Below are 4,580 nucleotides of genomic sequence, written 5' to 3' on the forward strand. Positions count from 1 at the left end.
GTGCCGCCGGCCGCCGCGACCACCTCGTCCGGGGTGCCCAGGCGGTCCAGGATGCGGCGGACGGCGACCGGCGAGTCCACCGTCGTCTGCGCCCGGCACCGGTCGATCTCGTTGCGCAGCTCCGACACGAGCCGCATCCGCGTGGCGGACGGCAGCTGCCGCTGCTGAGCGATGTCCCCGACGCGGCTCAGATACTCGTAGACGACCTGGTCGCTCTCGATCCCCACGGAACCCCTCCGGGGTGCGCCGACTTCAAACCCCGGTGAGGACGGTACCGCTTCTTCCCGGTCGCCCGGGTGGATGCGACCGCTGTGGCCGTCCTCTCCGGTCTCGCGGAGATGTCGGCTACCGTTGGCCGGATGAGCCCCGAGGCCCACTCAGCCCCTCGGTCCCTCGCGGAGGCGCTCCGCGCGCGGGACGACGCCTCCCTGGCCGCGCTGCTGCGCAGCCGTCCCGACCTCATCACCCCCGTCCCCACCGACCTCACCCAGCTCGCCACCCGGGCCGGCACCCGGGCCTCGGTGCTGCGGGCCCTGGAGCGGCTGGACCGGTTCGCGCTACAGACGGCGGAGGCGCTGGCCGTGGCCCCGGACCCGGCGTCGTACGACACGCTGCTCGGGCTGATGGCCGGGGACGCCGGGGACGAGACCGTCGCCGGCGCGCTGCCGCGGGCCGTCGCCTGCTTGCGCGAACAGGCGCTGGTGTGGGGCGGCGACGACCGGCTGCGGCTGGTGCGGACCGCCCGCGAGCTGCTCGCTCCGTCGCCGCAGCACCCGTCGCCGACCGGGCTGGGGCCGACCGTGCAGGAGGCCACCTCGGGCATGTCGCCGGGGCGGATCCAGGAGATCGTGACGACGGCCGGGCTGCCGTCGACGCACGACTCGGTGTCCGCCGTGACCGCGCTGACCGCGCTGTTCACCCACCGCAAGAAGATGGCGAAGCTGCTCGCCGGGGCTCCGGAGGCGGCCCGCGAGGTGCTGACCCGGCTGGTGTGGGGGCCGCCGTACGGGCAGGTCACGGCGGATCCGGCGGCGCATCTGCGCTGGCTGCTCGACCGTGGCCTGCTGCTGCCGACCACGCCCGGGACGGTCGTCCTGCCGCGCGAGGTCGCCCTGCATCTGCGCGAGGGCCGCGCCCACCGGACGCCCGAGCCGCTGCCGCCCGCCGTGACGCCGGCCGCGACCCACAGCCCCCAGGTGGTGGACGCCACGGCGGCCGGGCAGGCGTACACCGCGCTGGCCACCGTCGAGGAGCTGCTGAAGGACTGGGACGAGGGCGGGCCCGCGGTGCTGCGGGCGGGCGGGCTGAGCGTCCGGGACCTCAAGCGGACCGCCGTGGCGCTGGACGTGTCGGAGCCGGTCGCCGCGTTCTGGGTCGAGCTGGCGTACGCGGCCGGACTGATCGCCTCCGACGGCGAGGCCGACGAGCGGTACGCGGCCACCCCCGCCTACGACGAGTGGCTGGAGCAGCCGCCCGCCGAGCGCTGGGCGCGGCTCGCCCAGGCCTGGCTGGCCGCCACCCGCACGCCGGGGCTGGTCGGCGGGCGGGACGCGAAGGACCGGACGCTGTCGGCGCTCGGTCCGGGCCTGGACCGGTCCGCCGCGCCCGAGGTACGGCACCGGGTGCTGTCCCTGCTGACGGCGCTGCCGCAGGGCGCGGCCCCGGACGCCGCGTCGGTGCTGGCCCGGCTGCGCTGGGAACGCCCGCTGCGGGGCGCGCAGCGCGACGGCGACGACCTGCGCTCCCGGCTCGCCCGCTGGGCCCTGTCGGAGGCGGAGCTGCTGGGCGTCACCGGCCGCGGCGCCCTGTCGGCCCACGGCCGTGCCCTGCTGGGGGCGCCGGCGGCGGCGACCCCGGCCGCGGGCTCGGGCTCCGCGGCGGCCGGGTCCGCCGAGCCCACCGGTCCCGGGGACAAGCTCCCCGTGCACCATCACCGGGCGGCCGACCGGCTCGTCCCCCTCGCCGCCGCCGAGCAGGCCGTCGCGACCGCCGCCGCGGCCCGGCTGCTCGCCCCGCTGCTGCCCGAACCGCTGGACCACGTCCTGCTCCAGGCCGACCTGACCGCGGTCGCGCCCGGCCCGCTGCGGCGCCCGCTCGCGGACATGCTGGGCGTGCTCGCGGACGTGGAGTCCAAGGGCGGCGCGACGGTGTACCGGTTCACGCCGGCGTCCGTACGGCGGGCCCTGGACGCCGGCCGGACCGCCGCCGACCTGCACGCCTTCCTCGCCGAGCACTCCCGCACGCCGGTGCCGCAGCCGCTCGCCTACCTGATCGACGACGTGGCCCGCAGACACGGACACCTGCGGGTGGGCGCGGCCTCGGCGTACGTCCGGTGCGACGACGACACGCTGCTGAACGAGATCCTCGCCGACAGGCGTGCCGCGGCCCTGCGGCTGCGCCGCCTCGCGCCGACCGTGCTGGCCGCGCAGACCGACCCGGCGACGCTGCTGGAGGGGCTGCGCGCGATGGGGTACGCGCCCGCCGCCGAGTCCGCCGAGGGCGATGTGCTGATCACCCGCGCGCACGCCCACCGCACCCCGCCGCGCACCGCGCCGGAACCGGTGCCGGACGGGCCGCCGCCGCCCGACGCGACGCTGCTCTCGGCGGCGATCCGCGCGATCCGGGCGGGTGACCTGGCCGCCACCACCCCGCGCAAGCCGGTCGGCGAGCCCCTGGCGGGCGGCGAGCTGCCGCGCACCTCCTCCGCCGAGACCCTGGCCACCATGCAGGCCGCCGTGCTCACCGGCGACTCGGTGTGGATCGGCTACGTCAACGCCGACGGCGCCGCCAGCCAGCGGGTCATCGCGCCGGTCCGGGTGGAGGGCGGCTTCGTGACGGCGTACGACCACACGGCCGACGAGGTACGGACGTTCCCGCTGCACCGGATCACCGGGGTCGCCGAACTGGCGGACGACTGAGCCCACGCGCGCCGGCACCACGGGTGGGTGCGCCGGCCGGTCCGGCACCACCGGTCGCCGCCGTCGTGGTGGCCCGCCGTCGCGGCGGACACGAAGACGCGCCCATGGACGCCCGCTTGTACGGGGCCGTCGCCTCAACCGCCCTCGCTCGTCGGTGCCCCGGAGGGTGTGCACTGGCCCGACCACGCCGACAGAGGCACCCGCCGGTCCGGCACCACCGGTCGCCGCCGTCGCGGCGGACAAGAAGGCGCGCCCTTGGACGCGCACTTGTACGGGGCCGTCGTCGCGGCCGGCGCGCCTCGCCCGTGTTCGCGCGAGGGGATGCGTGGCGCCCGCGTCCTCCTGTCCGGGGTGGCGTCCCGGGCCGTGTCCGCTGTCTCGGACAGGGCGCTGACCTGGGCGGACAGGCGGTGCTTGTCCCGGACGTGTCCCGGACGCCTCAACTCATTGTTCGCCCCGGCATGCCCCGGCCAGCCTTTCGGTCGTCAGCCGGACCCGCTCAGGGCCCGGCACCGATCCGACGGAAGGAAGCACGGGATGTCCGCGATACGCACAGCGAAGACCACGGCCGTCGCGGGGGCGGTCCTGGCCATGTCGCTGGGGAGCCTCATGACGGCCGGCCCGGCGCACGCCGCGACCGCCCCGGGGAAGCTGGTCGCCCAGCAGGCGCTGGGCCAGTACACGAGCAGCAACGCCGAGGTGCAGAAGCGGACGTACGAGGGCGACGCCAAGGGCGGCGACTCCGAGCGCAACAACTGCAACTTCTACACCGGCTTCTGGACGGCCAAGGCCAACCTCCGCTGGGACCGCACCAGCGCTCCGCGCAAGGGCACGATCACCAACCGCCAGGCCTGCGGAACCAGCAAGGGCTACATGTACATCAAGGTCGGCGGCGCCTGGAAGAAGAAGTGGACCGACGTCAAGTGGACCTCGCGGGCCTGGTGCGCGGACTTCGCCAAGTACGCCTGGTACTGGGGCAAGGCCGACATCAGCGGCCTGAACGCGGCGGCCGACTCCTTCCGCGCCTACGGCAAGGCCAAGCACACCTGGCACACCAAGGCACAGGTGGCGTCCGGCCGGTACCGGCCGAAGCCCGGTGACGTGGTGTCGTACGACAACAACGGGGACGGCCGGGCCGACCACGTGGGCGTGGTGACCTCCTACAGCTCCGCCCGGAAGGTCTACCACTCGGTGGAGGGCAACACCTCGCTGGAACGGCTCACCTACAAGAAGAGCCAGCCCGCGACGGCGGGCCGGGTGCTCGGCTACACCACACCCAAGGCCCGCTGACCTCCGGCCACGTTGGCCGGAAAGGGTTTTGTTCCATGACAGGCCCACCACAACGATGGGGGTCATGGACGAGAGAGCGCTTGCGTTGCAGGAGTTGCGGACCGCAGCGGATCTGAACACCGAGCTGCGCGAGCTGAAGGCGCGCTCCCGTCTGACCTACCGGCAGCTTGAGGAGCGCGCCGCCGAGAAGGGCGAGCTGCTGCCGCGCAGCACGCTGGCCGACGTCCTGCGCAACGGGTCGCTGCCCCGGCCGGAGCTGCTGGCGGCGTTCGTCCGCGCGTGCGGGGAGGGCGAGTACGTGGACGACTGGCTGGCCGCACGGAAGCGGGCCGCCGAGGCCTCGGCACCGGGTCGGGGTCCGGGGGGATCGGC

The 4,580-nt window shown here is 75.5% G+C and carries 3 protein-coding genes and 1 pseudogene; 3 read left to right on the forward strand and 1 reads right to left on the reverse strand.

Annotated elements, in window-relative coordinates; genetic code table 11:
- A pseudogene (locus CCN44_RS36115) lies at positions 1–227 on the reverse strand (hypothetical protein); the annotation flags it as partial.
- A gap of 132 nt (positions 228–359) precedes the next feature.
- Between CCN44_RS36115 and CCN44_RS36120 the strand changes: the two are divergent.
- From CCN44_RS36120 to CCN44_RS36130, 3 genes are all read left to right on the forward strand, one after another.
- The gene (locus CCN44_RS36120) at positions 360–2,918 is read left to right on the forward strand and encodes a helicase-associated domain-containing protein (RefSeq protein ID WP_086702860.1); all 2,559 of its coding nucleotides are present in this window, start codon (positions 360–362) and stop codon (positions 2,916–2,918) included.
- A gap of 537 nt (positions 2,919–3,455) precedes the next feature.
- Positions 3,456–4,208, forward strand: coding sequence for a CHAP domain-containing protein (locus CCN44_RS36125; RefSeq protein WP_158103198.1), 753 nt, complete (start codon positions 3,456–3,458; stop codon positions 4,206–4,208).
- A gap of 64 nt (positions 4,209–4,272) precedes the next feature.
- A partial coding sequence (locus tag CCN44_RS36130; protein ID WP_414820542.1) for a helix-turn-helix domain-containing protein occupies positions 4,273–4,580 on the forward strand: 308 nt, incomplete at its 3' end.

The organism is Streptomyces tricolor (assembly GCF_002155905.1).
Lineage (GTDB): Bacteria > Actinomycetota > Actinomycetes > Streptomycetales > Streptomycetaceae > Streptomyces > Streptomyces tricolor.

Bases quoted from the DNA above. Each gene is read 5' to 3' on its own strand.
- CCN44_RS36120 (WP_086702860.1), top strand. From the start codon at position 360: ATGAGCCCCGAGGCCCACTCAGCCCCTCGGTCCCTCGCGGAGGCGCTC.
- CCN44_RS36125 (WP_158103198.1), top strand. From the start codon at position 3,456: ATGTCCGCGATACGCACAGCGAAGACCACGGCCGTCGCGGGGGCGGTC.